Source organism: Microbacterium sp. zg-YB36, assembly GCF_024623575.2.
Classification (GTDB): domain Bacteria; phylum Actinomycetota; class Actinomycetes; order Actinomycetales; family Microbacteriaceae; genus Microbacterium.
Genome location: NZ_JANJFD020000001.1, coordinates 842345 through 857767, shown reverse-complemented (window position 1 = coordinate 857767; position 15423 = coordinate 842345). Strand labels below are relative to the sequence as shown.

Sequence of the window (15423 nt, the reverse complement as noted above, 5' to 3'; positions counted from 1 at the left end):
ACTTGACGAGGCTGCTCCCCGGGGGGCAGCCGGTCCGCCGTGGTGTAATGGCAGCACGACAGCCTTTGGAGCTGTTAGGTCCAGGTTCGAGTCCTGGCGGCGGAGCATGACACACAACGCGCTCGCAGTCGTGGTGCTCGCCGCCGGACAAGGCACCCGCATGAAGTCTGCTCTTCCCAAGGTGCTCCACCGCATCGGCGGGCGCCCGCTGGTCGGCCACGTGCTGGACACCGCACGCGACCTCGGCCCCGAACAGGTGCTCGTCGTGGTCCGCCACGAGCGCGATCTGGTCGCCGACGCCGTCGCCGGTGTCGCGCCCGAGGTGCACATCGTCGACCAGGACGACATCCCCGGCACCGGACGCGCAGTCGAAGTCGCCCTCGATCGCCTCGAGGGCTTCGTCGGCGACGTGCTCGTCCTCTCCGCCGACGTGCCGCTGCTCGAGGCCGACACCCTCGCCCGGCTGGTCGAGGTGCACCGCTCCGCCCACGCCGCCGCGACGCTGCTGACCGCCGTGCTCGATGACGCGACCGGCTACGGTCGCGTCATCCGCGACTCCACCGGGGCCGTCGCCCGCATCGTGGAGCAGAAGGATGCCGACGACGCCGAGGCCGCCGTCACCGAGATCAACGCCGGGGTGTACGTCTTCCGCGCCGACGCGCTGCGTGCCCAGCTGCCGCGCGTGGGTACCTCCAACGCTCAGGGCGAGAAGTACCTCACCGATGTGATCGGACTGCTGCGCGGCGACGGTGCGACCGTCGCCGCGCTCACGGCGCCCGACGCGGCATCCGCACTGGGGGTCAACGACCGGGTGCAGCTCTCCGACGCGGCCCGCACCCTCAACGCGCGGGTGGTGCGCCGCTGGCAGCTGGACGGCGTGACGATCCTCGACCCGGCATCCACCTGGATCGACGTGACGGCGACGCTGGCCCCCGACGTGACGGTGCTGCCCGGATCCCACATCCTGCGGGCCACCACCGTGGCAACCGGGGCCGTCATCGGTCCTGATACCAGCCTGGTCGACTGCGAAGTGGGCGAGGGTGCCAGCGTCACGCGCACCGACGCCACGCTCGCGGTGATCGGCGCGAACGCCACCGTCGGCCCGTTCTCGTACCTGCGCCCCGGCACCTACCTCGGTGACGGCGGCAAGATCGGCACGTTCGTCGAGACGAAGAACTCCTCGATCGGCGCCGGCAGCAAGGTGCCGCACCTGTCGTACATCGGCGACACCACGATCGGCACCGGCGTCAACCTCGGTGCCGGCGCGATCACGGCCAACTACGACGACATCGCCAAGCACCGCACCGAGATCGGCGACGAAGTGCACACCGGCTCGCACAACGTCTTCGTCGCGCCGGTTAGGATCGGTGATGGCGCGAAGACCGGTGCGGGGGCTGTCATCCGTAAGGATGTTCCCGCCGGCGCACTGGCACTGACCGTCGCCCCCCAGCGCAACATCGAGGGGTGGGTCGAGACGAACCGACCGGGAACCAAGGCCGCAGATCTCGCGGCCCAGGCTCGGTCCGCACAGAAAGCGGACGATGGCTCGCAAGAACAAAACGGTTGACCTCGACAGGACCCGGGACATCGCTCCCGGCATCGTCGCGAAGACCAAGAAGCGTCTGGTTGTGGCCTCCGGCCGATCGCACCTGGCGCTCGCGCGGGAGGTCGTCGACCAGATCGGCACCGAGTTGGTCCCCACCGAGTACCGCACATTCGCGTCGGGGGAGATCCTCACGCGCTTCGAGGTGTCGATCCGCGGTTGCGACGTCTTCCTGATCCAGTCGTTCGGGCCACCCGTCAACGAGTGGCTCATGGAGCTGCTGATCATGCTGGATGCCGCCAAGCGCGCGTCCGCCAAGCGGGTCACCGTCGTCGCCCCCTACTTCCCCTACTCCCGCCAGGACAAGAAGGGCCGCGGCCGTGAGCCGATCTCGGCTCGCCTGGTCGCCGACCTGCTCAAGACCGCCGGTGCCGACCGCGTCATGAGCGTCGACCTGCACGCCGCGCAGATCCAGGGGTTCTTCGACGGCCCGGTGGACCACCTGTTCGCAAAGCCCGTGCTGCTGGAGTACTTCCGCCGCACGCTGTCCGACGCCGACCGCGCCGCCCTGACCGTCGTGTCTCCCGACACCGGTCGCGTGCGCGTGGCCGACACCTGGTCGGACAGCCTGGGTGCGCCGCTGGCGATCATCCACAAGCGCCGTGACCCGAACGTGGCCAACCAGGTCACCGTCAACGAGATCGTCGGTGAGGTCTCGGGCCGGGTGTGTCTGCTCGTGGACGACATGATCGACACCGGCGGCACGATCGTCAAGGCCGCCGAAGCGCTCAAGGCCAGCGGCGCACAGCGAGTGATCGTCGCCGCGACCCACGCGATCTTCAGCGACCCCGCCAGCCAACGCCTGCAGAGCGAGGCGATCGACGAGGTCGTGGTCACCGACACCGTCCCGGTCCCCGAGCACAAGAGGTTCCCCAGCCTCACCGTCCTCCCCATCGCGCCGCTGCTTGCCCGCGGCATCCAGGAGGTCTTCGAAGACGGGTCCGTCACGAGCATGTTCGACGGCGCCGCATAGGACCAACATGACCGACCGCGACACGCAGGTCCCTCTTACGGTCACCCGGCCGTTCGCCCTCGATGTCGCGGAAGTGCAGCGTCAACTCGGCGCGGACACCGGTGGCCTCAGTTCCGCTGAGGCCGCCGAGCGGCTCGCCGTCGTCGGTCGCAACGAACTGCCCGAGCCGCCCCGCAAACCCGCGGTCCTGCGGTTCCTCGAGCACTTCAACGACACGCTCATCTACATCCTGCTCGGTGCGGCCGTGATCAAGGCGATCATGGCCGACTGGCTGGATTTCTGGGTGATCATGGCGGTCGCGATCATCAACGCCGTCATCGGCTTCGTGCAGGAGGGCCGCGCCGAGAAGGCGCTCGCCGGCATCCGCGGCATGCTGTCCAACGATGCCAGCGCGCGCCGCGACGGCGCGTGGGCGACGGTTCCGGCCGCCGAACTCGTCCCCGGTGACGTGGTGCGGCTCATGCCCGGCGACAAGGTCCCCGCCGACCTGCGGCTGATCCAGGCCTTCCAGCTGCGCATCGACGAGGCGGCGCTCACCGGCGAATCGGTGCCGTCGTCGAAGTCCGTCGACGCGGTGGCGTCGGATGCCGGTGTCGGTGACCGCCACTCGATGGCCTTCTCCGGCACGATCGTCGCCGCAGGCCAGGGCCGAGGCATCGTCACCGCCACGGGCGGGAACACCGAGATCGGCACGATCCAGGCGCTCGTGGGGGAGGCGGGGTCGATCGCGACGCCGCTGACCAAGCAGCTGGACTCGTTCGGCCGGGTCCTGACGATCGTGATCCTGGCGATGGCGGCGTTGATGCTGCTCATCGGCCGGTTCCTGCACGGGATGCCGATCGGCGACCTCGTCTCGGCGGCGATCGGGTTCGCGGTCGCGGCGATCCCCGAGGGCCTGCCGGCACTGGTGACGATCACGCTGGCGATCGGCGTGCAGCAGATGGCCAAGCGCCACGCCATCACCCGCAAGCTCCCCGCCGTCGAGACGCTCGGGGCGGTCACCACCGTCTGCAGCGACAAGACCGGCACCCTCACCAAGAACGAGATGACGGTGCGCCGGCTCGTCACCGCACGAGGCGCGTACGCCACGAGCGGGCTCGGCTACAACCCGGACGGGAAGATCACCCCCCTGGGGGTGGCCACCGCCGGCACCGCGGCGCAACAGCGTCGCGACCTCGCGCCGCTGCTCGCGGTGGCGACCCTCTGCAACGACGCGCACATCGTCCCCGACCCCGCCGCCGGCGACGCCCCCGGCCGGTGGACCCTGGTGGGCGAGCCCACCGAGGGTGCGCTGAAGGTGGTCGCCATGAAGGGCGGCGTCTCGTCCGACGGCGCCCGGCGTGTCGGGGTGGTCCCCTTCGACTCGGCCAACAAGTTCATGGCGACGCTCAACGAGGCGTCAGACGGCTCCCGCGCGATCCTGGTCAAGGGCGCCCCGGACCGCTTGCTCGAGCGCTCCCGCACCCAGCGCGGCGAGGGCGGACCGGCGCCCCTGGACATCCCGTTCTGGGAAGCGGCCATCGACGACCTCAGTGCTCAGGGGCTGCGCGTGCTCGCCGCGGCGCGCCGGCCGGCGGAGCCCGGGCATGAGCTGGACATCGACGACCTGCACGGGCTGGAGTTCCTGGGGCTGTGGGGCATCCTCGACCCGCCGCGCCCCGAGGCCATCGAGGCCATCGCGGACTGCCACACCGCGGGCATCCGCGTGAAGATGATCACCGGCGACCACGCCGGGACGGCGCTTGCCATCGCCCGCGAGATGGGCCTGGTGCAGGGTGCCGACGTGCGAGTGCTCACCGGCGCCGAACTCGAGGCGATGAGCCAGGACCAGCTGGCGGCCGTGGTGCGCGACGTGGACGTGTACGCCCGCACCAGTCCCGAGCACAAGATCCGCATCGTGCGGGCGCTGCAATCGCACCGCGAGGTCGTGGCGATGACCGGCGACGGCGTGAACGATGCGCCCGCCCTGACCCGCGCCGACGTGGGCATCGCGATGGGGATCAAGGGCACCGAGGCCACGAAAGAAGCCGCGGAGATCGTGCTGGCCGACGACAACTTCGCCACGATCCGCGGCGCCATCCGCGAGGGCCGGCGCATCTACGACAACCTCCGCAAGTCCGTCGTGTTCCTGCTCCCCACCAACGGCGCGCAGTCGCTGGTGATCATGGTGGCGATCGTGTTCGGGCTGGCGCTGCCGCTGACTCCGGTGCAGGTGCTGTGGATCAACATGGTCACCGCGATCACGCTGTCGCTCGCGCTGGCGTACGAGCCGGCCGAACGCGGCATCATGACCCGCCCGCCCCGCAAACCCGGCGGCTCGATCGTGAGTGCGGGGGAGCTCGGCTTCGTGCTGGTGGTGTCGCTGCTCATCGGCGGCGCGACGCTCGCGCTGTTCTACGGGGTGGTGGGAACCGGCGTCGACATCGCCTATGCCCGCACCGAGGCGGTCACGATGCTCGCGCTCGGGCAGCTGGCGTATCTGTTCAACTGCCGCTTCCTCGGCCGGTCGAGCCTGTCCGTCGACGTGTTCCGGGGAAACCGGACGGTGTGGTGGTCGGCCGCGGCGCTCATCGCGCTGCAGTTGGTGTACACCTACGTCCCGTTCATGAACGACCTGTTCGGCTCCCGCCCGCTGGCACTGAACTCGTGGCTGCTGCCGATCGTGCTGTCGATCCTCATCTTCCTGGCCGTCGAGGTGCTCAAGGCGCTGCGACGTCGCCGCACCGTGCATGCACACGCATAGGCTTCTCGGAGGGTTCTGCGCAGCTGCCTCGGTAGCGTGAAGGTAGCCGTCCGGCACGAGGAGAACTTCATGACACGCATCACCGCCATCCCCCGCTCCACCCGTCGCACCGCCGCCTTCGCCGGAGTCGCCGGCGCGCTGCTGCTCACCGGCTGCGGCGGTGCCGCCGACAACTCCGACAGCGCAGCGGATGCCGGCTCCGACGCCGCCACCGGGGAAGCGTCGTACGCCGACGGCACCTATGAGGCATCCGGGGCGTACGCGACGCCGGAGTCGGTCGAGGAGATCCAGGTCACCGTCGAGCTCTCCGGAGACGTCATCACGGCCGTCGAGGTCGTGGGCAACCCGACCCGGGGCGAGTCCCAGCGGTACCAGGGCGAGTTCATCGGCGGCATCGCCGACGAGGTCGTCGGCAAGGACATCGACGAGATCTCGGTGAGCCGGGTCGCCGGCTCGTCGCTCACCAGCGGCGGGTTCAACGAGGCGATCGAGCAGATCAAGGCCGACGCGGCACAGTGACCCCGCTCGCCCGCGCGGTCTGGCGCTTCGAGGCGATCGGCACCCGGTGGGAGGTCGAGACGGTCCGGGAGTTGCCGGAGGACGCTCGCGCCGCGGCATCCGCCGTCATCGCACGGTTCGACCGGGAGTGGTCGCGCTTCCGCGCCGATTCGGTCGTGTCGCAGCTCGCCCGCACTGGGGGAGCCGTCCCGGCTCCGCCGGATGCCGCCGCGATGTTCGAGACGTATGCCGCGCTCACTGACGCCACGGCTGGCGCGGTCGACCCGCTCGTGGGGGATGCCCTCGTCCGCCGCGGCTACGACGCGGCGTATTCGCTCGTCGACCAGGGCGCGGTCGCCGCGACCAGTGACTGGCGCGCCCGCCTGACCTGGAGTGACGGCACCCTGCGGCTGGCCGCGCCGGCGACCATCGACGTCGGCGCGCTGGGCAAGGGCCGGCTGGTCGACCTCGTCAGCGCGGCGGTGGAACCCTGGACGGTCGACGGCGCGGTCGTCGACGCCGGCGGCGACATCGCGGTGCGGGGAGCGCCGCAGCGCATCGGGCTGGAGCATCCGTACGTCCCGTCGCGCGCGATCGGGGTGTGGGAGGTGACCGATGCCGCGCTGTGCGCCTCGGCGACCAACCGCCGCTCCTGGGGCGAGGGCCTGCACCACGTGCTCGACGCACGCACCGGGCAGCCGGTGCGCACGATCGCGGCGACGTGGGCGGTCGGGGCGACGGCGATGCAGGCCGACGCCATCGCGACGGCGCTGTTCTTCCCCGGCGGCGAGCAGCTCGCCGCCCGGTGGGACGTCGCATGGGTGCGGATGGCCACCGACGGCGTCGTTGATTGGTCTCCCGGCTGCCCGGCCGAGCTGTTCATCGGGCCGCGCTAGCGTTGATGACATGACCATCGGGCCCGCTCACGTCGTCGCGGTCGCGCGAGACGACGCTCACCGGTTCACCAAGCCCACCCGGGACAGCATCCGCCTCATCGCAGGGCTGGGAGTGGAGGGCGACGCGCACGCGGGTGCCCTGGTGCAGCACCGGTCCCGGCAGCGCACCGGAGCCACCGCGCCGAACCTCCGGCAGGTGCATCTCATCCACGCCGAACTGCTGGAGGAGCTCACCGGCCGCGGTTACGACGTCGCCCCCGGCGGCCTCGGCGAGAACGTCACCACACGGGGGATCGACCTGCTGGGCCTGCCGGTGGGAACCCGCCTGCGCCTCGGCGAGGAGGCGGTCGTCGAACTGACCGGCCTGCGCAACCCCTGCACCCAGATCAACGGCTACCGAGAGGGCCTCATGAAACAGCTCGTCCATCGCGATGCCTCCGGGGAGGTCGTGCGCCTGGCCGGGGTCATGTCGATCGTCGTGACCGGCGGAGTCGTCCGTCCAGGGGACCCGGTCGACATCACTCTGCCCGCGGGCGCACCGCACCCCCTGCAGGCAGTCTGATGGGCTCGCTCACCGCCCTGTGGAGCCGTGTCTTCGCCGTTCTCGGCCGCATGTCGATGTACCGGTTGGTGCTGATCGCCCTTGCCGCCCTGGCCGCGATCGCGTTCGTGATGTCGCTGTTCGGCGTGGTCGTGCCGTCCCCGCTCGAGCTGGTGGCGACGCTCGTGGTGCTGGCCGCTGCGTGCAGCCTGGTCGACGCGGGTGCCCAGCGGCTGCTGAAGCTGCCGTGGCGCGTGGAATCCTCGCTCATCACCGCCCACATCCTGCTGTTCGTGCTGCGCCCCTCGGAGGAGGTGCTGCCGCTGCTGGGCATCGCCGCGGCCGGTGCGGTGGCGTCGCTGTCGAAGTACCTCCTCGCCTGGCGCGGCCGGCACATCTTCAACCCCGCCGCCGTCGGCGCCACGGTCGTCACGATCGCGGGGATCGGCGACTCGGCCTGGTGGGTCGGCTCCCCGTACCTCGCGCTGCCGGTCCTGCTGATCGGGACGATCGTGCTGCTGCGCACCGAGAAGGTACGCATCATCGCGGTGTTCTGGCTCATCGCCGTCGCCGTCGCGGTCGTGCGCACGGTCGTGCAGTACCAGCAGGCGGGGCTGGACGTGGCGGGCCTGGACATCGTGTGGCAGATCGTCACGGCATCCCCGTTCCTGTTCCTCGGTGCCTTCATGCTCTCCGAGCCGCTGACGATGCCGCCGCGGCGCTGGCAACAGCTCACCGTGGCCGCCATCGTCGGCGTGCTGGCGGGCTGGCCGATCGACGTCGGCATCATCAGCCTCGGCCAGGAGCGGGCCCTGCTGATCGGCAACCTCGTGGCGTTCCTGTTCGCGTGGCGCGCGGCGGTGAGTCTCACCCTCACCGGCCGGGACGAGCTGACCCCCACCGTGCGGCAGCTGAGCTTCCGCACGAAGCGCCGACTGTCGTTCGTGCCGGGGCAGTTCCTGGAACTGGAGGTGCCGCACCACCACCCCGACGCGCGGGGCACGCGGCGCGAGTTCAGCATCGTCTCGTCGCCCGCGGAGCTGCCCGAGCTGCGCATCGCGTTCCGTGAGGGCGGTGGCCCGCAGTCCAGCTACAAGAAGGCTCTGGCCGCAGTCACAGCGGGCGACCCGCTGGCCGTCACCGGCGTCTGGGGCGATTTCGTGCTGCCGCGCCGGGCGGACAGTCCCGTGCTCATGGTGGCCGCCGGCATCGGCGTGACCCCGTTCGTGTCGCAACTGACGCAGATGCGCCTGAAGGGCGAGCGACGCGACATCGTGCTCATCTACGTCGCGTCGGATGCCGGCGAGCTGGCGTTCCGCGACGAGCTCGCGGCATCCGGTGTCCCCGTCATCGTGTTCACCCGCGACCGGCCCGCCGACCTGCCGACGCACTGGCAGTGGGCGCAGGGCGTGCGGCTCGACGCAGAGGGCCTCGTGCGGGTCGTGCCCGACATCGGGACGCGTCACGCGTACATCTCGGGGCCCGCCCGACTGATCGCGGACCTGGCCCCCGCGCTGGAGAAGGCCCGTTCCATCACGACCGACGCGTTCTCGGGGTACTGACCCGGCGCTCGCGGCGGCGCGCCGGGTCGTCGCATCCGTCCCTGTGCGTCGCGGGGGCGGGGCCGTTCGTGACGACCGAGCCGGGGTGGATGCCGGGGCGAGGCGTGGGGTCGTCGCATCCGTCCCTGTGCGTCGCGGGGGCGGGGCCGTTCGTGACGACCGAGCCGGGGAGGGCGCCCGGCTCAGACCTCCGCCGCCGCCTCGGTGCCGTCGGCGGGCTCGCGAGGCGCGGCATCCGCGGGGCTGACCGGCAGCCGCACCTCGAACGTCGTGTCGCCGGGCCGGCTGTCGACGCTCAGCTCGCCGCGATGTGCCTGCACGATCGCGCGCGCGATCGACAGACCGAGCCCGGTGCCGCCGGTATAGCGGGCGCGGGAGCGGTCGCCGCGCGCGAAGCGCTCGAACAGCTCATCGGCGATGGCCGGATCCACGCCCGGTCCATCGTCGTGCACCCGCAGCACCGCGCTGTCACCGTCGAGGGCGACGGTCGTGGTCACCGTCGTGCCGGCCGGGGTGTGCACGCGAGCGTTGCTCAACAGGTTCGCCGCGACCTGGTGCAGCCGCCTGGCGTCACCGGCGACGACGACGGGGTCTTCCCCGATGTCCAGCTGCCAGGTGTGATCGGGACCGGCCGCCCGGGCATCGCCGACGGCCTCGATCGCCAGCTGCGAGAGGTCCACCGAGCCGAACACCAATTCCTGACCCTCGTCGAGCCGGGCCAGCAGCAGCAGGTCCTCCACGAGCGAGGTCATCCGCAGCGACTGGGCCTGAATGCGCTCGAGGGCCTGTTCGGTGTTGGCCGCCGTCTCCGGTGCGGTGGGGTCGCGGTGGAGGGCCCGCAGCGACAGCTCCGAATATCCCCGGATGGATGCCAGCGGCGTACGCAGCTCGTGGCTCGCGTCGGCGACGAACGCCCGCATGCGCTCCTCGTTGCGCTGCCGTGCCGCGAGTGACTCGCCGACGTGGTCCAGCAGGGTGTTCAGCGCCGCGCCGACGCGGCCGATCTCGCTGCGCGGGTCGGCCTCCGCCTCGGGGACCCGCTCGGCGATCGACACGTCGCCCTGCGCGAGCGGGAGGGAAGCCACGCGCGTGGCGGTGTCGGCGACGGCGCGCAGCGGGCGCAGCGAATTGCGGATGATGATGGCGATCGCCGCGGCCAGCAGGAGCAGTCCGCCGGTGGTCAACAGGGCGACGGTGGTGAGGATCTGGCCGATGGTCGCGGCCAGTTCGCTGGTCGGCAACCCGACGAGGGCGAAGAACCCCTCGCGGTAGCTCTTCACGAGCAACTGGTACTCACCGAGGTCCGGCAGGGTCACGGTGCCGCCGGGCTGATGCTCGATCGCTGCCTGGATGTGTGCGATCTCCTCGTCGTCGAGGTCGACGACCGACTCGTCCTCGGCGACGTAGGCACCGGACAACCCCGATACGGTGCGCAGCACCAGCAGCGTCCCCGGTTCCTGCCGGCCCACCGACAGCACCTCGCTCGCCGTGCTGCTGGGCGTGAGGTGGTTGTCCACGCGGTCCGCGGCCTGGCTGAGCTGCGCCTGCAGGTTCGTCTGCAGGATCGACCCCAGGATCGTGCCGCTGGCAAGGCCGATGCTCACCAGGATCAGCGCGACCATCGACACCACGGCGGTGATGAGCCGCGTCTGCAGGGTCCAGCGCCGCGGGGCGGGGCCCGCATCGGTCTGGCTCACTGCGGCGCTTTGATCATGTAGCCGACGCCGCGCACGGTGTGGATGAGGGGCTCACGGCCCTGGTCGATCTTCTTGCGCAGGTACGAGATGTACAGTTCGACGACGCTGGAGCGGCCGCCGAAGTCGTAGTTCCAGACCCGGTCGAGGATCTGCGCCTTCGACACCACGCGACGCTGGTTGCGCATCAGGTAGCGGAGGAGTTCGAACTCGGTCGCCGTCAGCTCGATCTGGTCGCCGCCGCGCTCGACCTCGTGCGAGTCCTCGTTGAGGGTGAGATCTCCCACCCGCAGGATGGGCTCGTTTCCGGTGATCGCGGCGGTCCCCGCCCGGCGCATCAGCCCGCGCAGTCGCGCGACGACCTCCTCCAGACTGAAGGGCTTCGTGACGTAATCGTCGCCGCCGGCGGTGAGACCGGCGACCCGGTCGCCCACGGCATCCTTGGCGGTCAGGAACAGCACCGGCACATCGCTGCCGGAGTGGCGCAGCCGCTGCAGCACCGCCATGCCGTCGAGGTCGGGCATCATGATGTCCAGCACGATCGCGTCGGGCTCGAACTCGCGCGCGGTCTGCAGCGCCTCGAACCCGGAGCCGGCGGTGCGCACCTCCCAGCCCTCCATGCGCAGCGCCATCGACAGCAGGTCGGTGAGCATCTGCTCGTCGTCGACGACGAGTACCCGGACGGCGGTGCCGTCGGGGCGGCGTAGTGCGGGAACGGTTGAGCTCGCGATCATGCCCCCATTGTGACGCGCGAGGTAGGAGATTCCTATGGAGCTGTCTATGCGGCGGCTGTGAGCGAGGCGCCGTCCGCCCCGTCCGGATCGTCACAGGGGATGCGCGTGTGCCAGGGGAGGCCTATCGTGTCGCGCGTGACTGTCAGCATCGATCGGATAGACCAGCTGCGGACCAGTTTCGCCGGTCCCGTGCACGCGCCGGGGGACCCCGCATGGGACGAGGCGCGTCGCTACCACGCCGGGATCGGCTCGCCCGATGTCGTCGTCAGGCCCAGCACCGTCGAGGCGGTGCGCGGCGCCGTCGTCTGGGCCGCCTCCCAGGGGGTGCCCGTCGTGGTCCGTGGCGGCGGCCACAGCGCGTGGAACCAGCCGCCGGGCGGCATCGTGATCGACCTGGCCGACCTGCGCGACGTGACCGTCGACCGCACCGACGACGGCGCCATCGTGCATATCGGCGGGGGAGCGGTCTGGGGTGCCGTCGCCCGGGAGCTGGCGGCCCGGGGCCTGGGGATCAGCTCCGGCGACACCGCATCGGTGGGTGTGGGTGGTCTGACCCTCGGCGGCGGCATCGGGTGGATGGTGCGCGCCTGGGGGCTGGCGGCCGACCAGCTCACCGGCGTGCAGCTGGTCACCGCCTCGGGCGAGGTGGTGGAGGCGACGGATGCCTCGCATCCCGACCTGCTCTGGGCGCTGCGCGGCGGCGGCGGCAATTTCGGCGTGGTCACCCGGTTCGATTTCCATGCCCACGAGTTGCCGGCCCTGGTCCACGGCACCTACGCCGTTGCCGGTGACCACGCCGCCGTCCTGCGGACGCTCCGTGACGTGCTCGCCACTGCGCCGCGGGAACTGACGGTGACCTATATGGACGTGCCGGCGATGGACCCCAGCGCTCCCGCCGGCGCGGGGATCGAGGCGGTGTGGCTGGGTGACGATCCCGAAGACCTGCGCCGGCTCCTCGAGCCGGTGGCATCCATCGACGGCGTCACGCAGACCGCGCTGGGTCTCACTGCCTACCCGGACATCCTGCTCGAGATGCCCGCCGCCGAGCCTGAGGCGCAGATGCCCGGGTTCCTCGGAGGCAACACGTTGCTGGACGACCTCACCGACGACGCCATCGCGCGGCTGGTGGCGTTCCGGGCGGCCACCGACGCGTCGGTGCTGTTCCTCCGTTCACTCGGCGGCGCATACGGCGATGTGGCTGCGGATGCCACGGCGTGGTCGGCCCGAGGCGCCACCTGGTTCGCGATGGCCGGCGGCTTCGACATCCCCGGCTTGGTGGACGACGCCGAACGCGCCCGGCTGACGCGGGACTGGGAAGCCATCGAGGCGCTCGGCGGCGGCGTCTACGGCAACTTCGCCGTCACCCTCGACGAGCGTTACGTCACGCGGATGTACCCCGCCGCGACGCGTGCGCGGCTTGGTGCGATCAAGCGGGAGTGGGATCCCGCGAACCTCTTCCGCCGCAACCACAACGTCGTGCCGGTCTGATCGGCTGCGCTCTTACCGGCGGGGAGTGCGGGGACGCACCAGCGCCGCAAGAAGGGCGGCGGCCAGCGTGGCGCCGAGGGTGTTCGCGGCCAGGTCCCGCGGGTCGGGGTACCGCTCGGGCAGGGCCAGCGCCTGGGTCGCCTCGATGCCGGCGCTCAGCGCCAGTCCCACCAGCAGGGCCAGCCACCAGCGGCGCGGGCCGGTCCACAGCACCCACAGCACGCCCGCCGGCACGAACATCACGACGTTGGCGGTGAATTCCAGCACCGGGTAGGTCAGCCACGTCGTCAGCGGGGAGCCGGCGAACCAGTCGGCCAGATCGCGCAGCCCGCCGCCGGCGGCCTCGGGCTGCGGGCCGAGCGTCAGCGACGCGACCCACCCCAGATAGACGACCGAAGCCGCCGCGAGCACCCAGCGCCCGCGGCGGCTTCGAACGGGAAGCCGTGGCTTCGTCAGTGGGTGTCCTCGGCTTCGATCTCGCTACGGTCGCCCGACCACTGTGTGTGGAACGTACCCGGCTTGTCGATGCGCTTGTACGTGTGCGCACCGAAGAAGTCGCGCTGCCCCTGGATGAGCGCGGCGGGGAGGCGGTCGGCACGCAGCCCGTCGTAGTACGCCAGCGACGACGAGAACGCAGGTGCCGGGATGCCGGCGGTCGCCGCCGTGGCGACGATGCGGCGCCAGGCATCCTGCGCCCGGCCCAGCGCATCGACGAAGTACGGTGCGCTCAGCAGCACCGGCAGCTCGGGGGAGGCGGCGTAGGCGTCGGAGATGCGGTTGAGGAACTGCGCGCGGATGATGCATCCGCCGCGCCAGATCTTCGCGATCGCACCCAGATCGATGGCCCAGTCGTACTCGGCCGCGCCGGCGCGGATCTCGTCGAATCCCTGGCTGTACGCGACGATCTTCGAGGCGTAGAGCGCCAGGCGCACGTCCTCGATGAACGCGTCGGTGTCCTCGACGCTCAGCTCCTCCGATGCGCCGGGGAGGTCGCGGGACACCGCGCGCTGCTCCGGGTGGCTCGACAGCGACCGGGCGAAGACCGCCTCGGCGATCCCCGACACCGGGGTGCCGAGGTTCAGAGCGGTCTGCACGGTCCATGCCCCGGTGCCCTTGGCGCCGGCCTGGTCGAGGATGACGTCGACGAGCGGCTCGCCGGTGGCGGCATCCGTCTGACGCAGCACCTCGGCGGTGATCTCGATCAGGTACGACTCCAGCTCGCCGCGGTTCCACTCGGCGAACACGTCGGCGATCTCGGCCGGGGACTTGCCGGTGCCGCGACGGATCAGGTCGTACGCCTCGGCGATCAGCTGCATGTCGGCGTACTCGATGCCGTTGTGCACCATCTTCACGAAGTGGCCGGCACCGTCGTGGCCGACGTGGGTCACGCACGGCTCGCCCTCGGCGACAGCGGCGATCGAGCGCAGGATCGGGCCGAGGGTGAGCCACGACTCATCCGACCCGCCGGGCATGATCGAGGGACCGGTCAGGGCTCCCTCCTCGCCGCCGGAGATGCCGGCGCCGACGAAGTTGATGCCGGTTTCGCGCACCGCTTTCTCGCGGCGGATGGTGTCGGTGAAGCGGGCGTTGCCGCCGTCGACGATGATGTCGCCCGGTTCGAAGACCTCGGTCAGCGCGGTGATCACGGCATCCGTGCCCGCGCCGGCTTTGACCATGATGATCGCGGTACGCGGCTTCTGCAGCGACGCCGCGAACTCGTCATAGGAGAAGGTCGGCACGAAGCCGGCCTCGGGGTGGGCGGTGACCAGCTCGTCGGTCTTGGACCGGGAGCGGTTGAACACCGCCACCGTGTTGCCCTCACGCGAAGCCAGGTTGCGGGCGAGGTTCGATCCCATCACCGCAAGTCCCACCACACCGATGTTCGCCACTGCCTCGGTCACACGCACTCCTGTCGTCGGTGTGTTCCAGCCTAGAGTCTGGCGTTGCTACTGTGCTCATCGTGACCGAACCCGCCGTGCCGCTGCCGCCACTGGTGGTCATGGGCGTCTCCGGAAGCGGCAAGTCCACGATCGGCTCCCTGTTGGGGCAGCGCACCGGAGTGCCGTTCATCGACGGGGACGCGCTGCATCCGGCATCCAACGTCGCCAAGATGGCCGCGGGGGAGCCGCTGGATGACGACGACCGGTGGCCGTGGCTGCAGGCGATCGGTCACGCCATCGCCGACGGCGTCGAGGTGGGGTCGCCCACGATCGTCGCGTGCTCCGCGCTCAAGCGCCGTTACCGCGACGCGTTGCGCGCGGCAGTGCCGGAACTGCGGTTCGCGCTGCTGACCAGTTCGCGGGACGTCCTGGACGGGCGGGTGCGCGGCCGCGGCGACCACTTCATGCCGGCGACGCTGCTGGACAGCCAGCTGGACGCACTCGAACCGCTCGAGCCCGACGAGGCGGGTGTGATCGTCGACAACACCGGGGATCCCGAGGAGGTCGTGGCGCGGATCGTCCGGGCTTTCGCCCGCTGAACCGCGCTCGGCTCAGCGCTTGCCGTAGCCCTGGCGGCCCATCGACCACAGTGCGCCGACGGCGCCGATGGTGGTCGCGACAGTCATGGCGCCGACGAGCCACAGCAGTGCCTGCGAGATAAAGCCGTATTCCATGGGGTCCTCCGTCGGCGTGGGCGAGCGTTTTCATGGTACCTGGGTCGCTGGTAGACTCGACACCGAACTTCGGCGAG

The 15423-nt window shown here is 70.9% G+C and carries 14 protein-coding genes and 1 tRNA gene; 10 read left to right on the top strand and 5 right to left on the bottom strand.

The window, feature by feature from the left end:
* Positions 1–33: 33 nt before the first annotated feature.
* The 8 genes from NQ151_RS04300 (at position 34) to NQ151_RS04265 (ending at position 8816) form a co-directional block, all read left to right on the top strand.
* Positions 34–105 (top strand) — tRNA-Gln (locus NQ151_RS04300).
* A 1-nt stretch (position 106) separates the two neighbouring features.
* A complete protein-coding gene (gene glmU / locus NQ151_RS04295; RefSeq protein WP_257527107.1) occupies positions 107–1567 on the top strand; it encodes a bifunctional UDP-N-acetylglucosamine diphosphorylase/glucosamine-1-phosphate N-acetyltransferase GlmU in 1461 nt (486 codons plus the stop codon).
* On the top strand, positions 1542–2576 hold the full coding sequence (locus tag NQ151_RS04290; protein WP_257508439.1) for a ribose-phosphate diphosphokinase: 1035 nt from the start codon (positions 1542–1544) through the stop codon (positions 2574–2576). Before glmU ends, NQ151_RS04290 begins: the two co-directional genes overlap by 26 nt.
* Before the next feature lie 7 nt (positions 2577–2583).
* Positions 2584–5319, top strand: a complete 2736-nt coding sequence (locus NQ151_RS04285) for a cation-transporting P-type ATPase (protein WP_257527106.1) — start codon at positions 2584–2586, stop codon at positions 5317–5319.
* Between the two features lie 69 nt (positions 5320–5388).
* Positions 5389–5838: an FMN-binding protein gene (locus NQ151_RS04280; protein ID WP_257508441.1), complete on the top strand. Its 450-nt coding sequence runs from the start codon at positions 5389–5391 to the stop codon at positions 5836–5838.
* A complete protein-coding gene (locus NQ151_RS04275; protein WP_257527105.1) occupies positions 5835–6713 on the top strand; it encodes an FAD:protein FMN transferase in 879 nt (292 codons plus the stop codon). Before NQ151_RS04280 ends, NQ151_RS04275 begins: the two co-directional genes overlap by 4 nt.
* Before the next feature lie 10 nt (positions 6714–6723).
* Positions 6724–7275: an MOSC domain-containing protein gene (locus tag NQ151_RS04270; RefSeq protein ID WP_257527104.1), complete on the top strand. Its 552-nt coding sequence runs from the start codon at positions 6724–6726 to the stop codon at positions 7273–7275.
* Entirely contained in the window at positions 7275–8816 is a 1542-nt protein-coding gene (locus NQ151_RS04265; protein ID WP_257527103.1) for an FAD-dependent oxidoreductase, read from the top strand. The genes NQ151_RS04270 and NQ151_RS04265 overlap by 1 nt, the downstream gene beginning before the upstream one ends.
* 182 nt (positions 8817–8998) lie before the next feature.
* Here the strand turns inward: NQ151_RS04265 and NQ151_RS04260 are convergent, their stop codons facing one another.
* The gene (locus NQ151_RS04260) at positions 8999–10438 is read right to left on the bottom strand and encodes a sensor histidine kinase (RefSeq protein WP_257508756.1); all 1440 of its coding nucleotides are present in this window, start codon (positions 10436–10438) and stop codon (positions 8999–9001) included.
* Positions 10439–10509: 71 nt separating this feature from the next.
* On the bottom strand, positions 10510–11244 hold the full coding sequence (locus NQ151_RS04255) for a response regulator transcription factor (protein WP_257508445.1): 735 nt from the start codon (positions 11242–11244) through the stop codon (positions 10510–10512).
* 135 nt (positions 11245–11379) lie between these two features.
* Here NQ151_RS04255 and NQ151_RS04250 point away from each other — a divergent pair, with 135 nt between their 5' ends.
* Positions 11380–12732 carry an FAD-binding oxidoreductase gene (locus NQ151_RS04250; protein ID WP_257508446.1) on the top strand — a complete coding sequence of 451 codons (1353 nt, stop codon included), beginning with the start codon at positions 11380–11382 and terminating at the stop codon, positions 12730–12732.
* Between the two features lie 12 nt (positions 12733–12744).
* Here NQ151_RS04250 and NQ151_RS04245 read toward each other — a convergent pair whose 3' ends face one another.
* Both NQ151_RS04245 and gnd read right to left on the bottom strand, forming a co-directional pair.
* Complete coding sequence (locus tag NQ151_RS04245) at positions 12745–13143, bottom strand: VanZ family protein (protein WP_257508447.1); 399 nt, start codon at positions 13141–13143, stop codon at positions 12745–12747.
* A 41-nt stretch (positions 13144–13184) separates the two neighbouring features.
* Entirely contained in the window at positions 13185–14633 is a 1449-nt protein-coding gene (gene gnd, locus NQ151_RS04240) for an NADP-dependent phosphogluconate dehydrogenase (RefSeq protein WP_257527102.1), read from the bottom strand.
* 59 nt (positions 14634–14692) lie between these two features.
* On the opposite strand from gnd, the gene NQ151_RS04235 reads away from it, so the two are divergent.
* The gene (locus NQ151_RS04235) at positions 14693–15211 is read left to right on the top strand and encodes a gluconokinase (RefSeq protein ID WP_257508449.1); all 519 of its coding nucleotides are present in this window, start codon (positions 14693–14695) and stop codon (positions 15209–15211) included.
* A 12-nt stretch (positions 15212–15223) separates the two neighbouring features.
* Here the strand turns inward: NQ151_RS04235 and NQ151_RS04230 are convergent, their stop codons facing one another.
* Positions 15224–15346 (bottom strand): hypothetical protein, encoded by a 123-nt coding sequence (locus tag NQ151_RS04230; RefSeq protein WP_257508450.1) that lies wholly within the window; start codon positions 15344–15346, stop codon positions 15224–15226.
* Positions 15347–15423: the final 77 nt, after the last annotated feature.